The organism is Streptomyces sp. NPDC058964 (assembly GCF_042741275.1).
GTDB lineage: Bacteria > Actinomycetota > Actinomycetes > Streptomycetales > Streptomycetaceae > Streptomyces.
The window spans coordinates 1-1,166 of record NZ_JBHYKH010000653.1 but is presented as its reverse complement, the minus strand read 5'-3'; the positions used below and the strand labels follow the sequence as shown (position 1 = coordinate 1,166).

At 76.1% G+C, this 1,166-nt stretch carries 1 protein-coding gene; it reads left to right on the top strand.

Going from position 1 to position 1,166, the window contains the following annotated elements; all coding sequences use genetic code 11:
- Positions 1-51: 51 nt before the first annotated feature.
- The coding region (locus tag ACFW2E_RS42300; RefSeq protein ID WP_384476120.1) for a diguanylate cyclase domain-containing protein at positions 52-1,166 on the top strand (1,115 nt) is incomplete at its 3' end.

The following is a 1,166-nucleotide window of genomic DNA, read 5'->3' as shown; positions in this document are numbered from 1 at the left end:
GGGGGGGGGGGTGGGGGGGTTGGGGGATGCTGGGGGGGGTGTGCCCTGGGGGTGGGGGGGGGGGGGGGGGCGGGCTGCCCGCCGGGACCCCACACCGCGACGGAGACGCGCGGCACCATACCCCTGGCCATCGAGGCCGCCCCCGTACTCCCCGCCGGTGACCACGAACGGCGCCTGTCCTGGCCCGCCCTGCCCGCGGCCGTCGTCGCGGCCGCCGGGTTCGCGCTGGGCGCCGGTTTCCTCCGTGCGTTCACCGGGAACCACGCCCTCTTCCCGTCCGGTACGGTCGGCTGGTCGCTGGCCGTGCTGACCGGCGTCATCGTCGGCCACCTCGTCATGCTCGGCCGCTCCCGCTGGTGGGGCGGCACCGGCTCCGGCGCCGCCCTCACCCTCGCGGTGCTGCTGCTGTACGGCTGGGTGCCCGCCGGAATGGTCAGCCTCACCGTCGTCGTCCTGGTCGGCATCGCCCGCCGCAACCGCTGGCGGCAGGGCGTCCTGCAGGGAGCGGTGGACATCCTCGGCATCGGCGCCGGCGCCCTGGTGCTGGGCGCCTTCGGCCGCGTGCCGAGCGTCGAAGGGCCCTGGAACCCCGACAGCTGGACCGTCACCACCGCGCCCGAGGTCGTCCTCGTCGCGGCCGCCTACCTCGCCGTCACCCGTGGCCTGCTGTGGTACCTGCACGCGCCACGCGCCGGCGGACTGCCCACCGTCGCCCGCACCGCCCTGGTCAGACAGGGCCTGGTCGCGGTCGCGCTGCTCGGCATAGCCCCCCTGGTCTGTGTGGTCGCCGGCGCCCAGCCGGTCCTGCTCCCGCTGTTCGCCATCCCCCTCATCGCCCTCGATTCCACCCTGTGGATAGCCCGCGCCCGGGCGGAGGAACAGCTGCGCGACCCGCTGACCGGACTGCCCAACCGGCAGTGGCTGCTGGAACGGATCTGGACGGCCCTCGACGACGCCGAACGCATCGGCGCGCGCGCCGCCCTGATGCTCATCGACCTCGACCGCTTCCGCTCGGTCAACGACACCCTCGGTCATCTCGCCGGCGACCGGCTGCTGCTGCAGATAGCTGACCGGCTGCGGCTGGCGCTGCCGCGCGGCGCGGAGGCCGCCCGGGTCGGCGGGGGGGGGTTGGTGGGGGGTGTGGGGGGGGGCGGCGGGGACGCCGA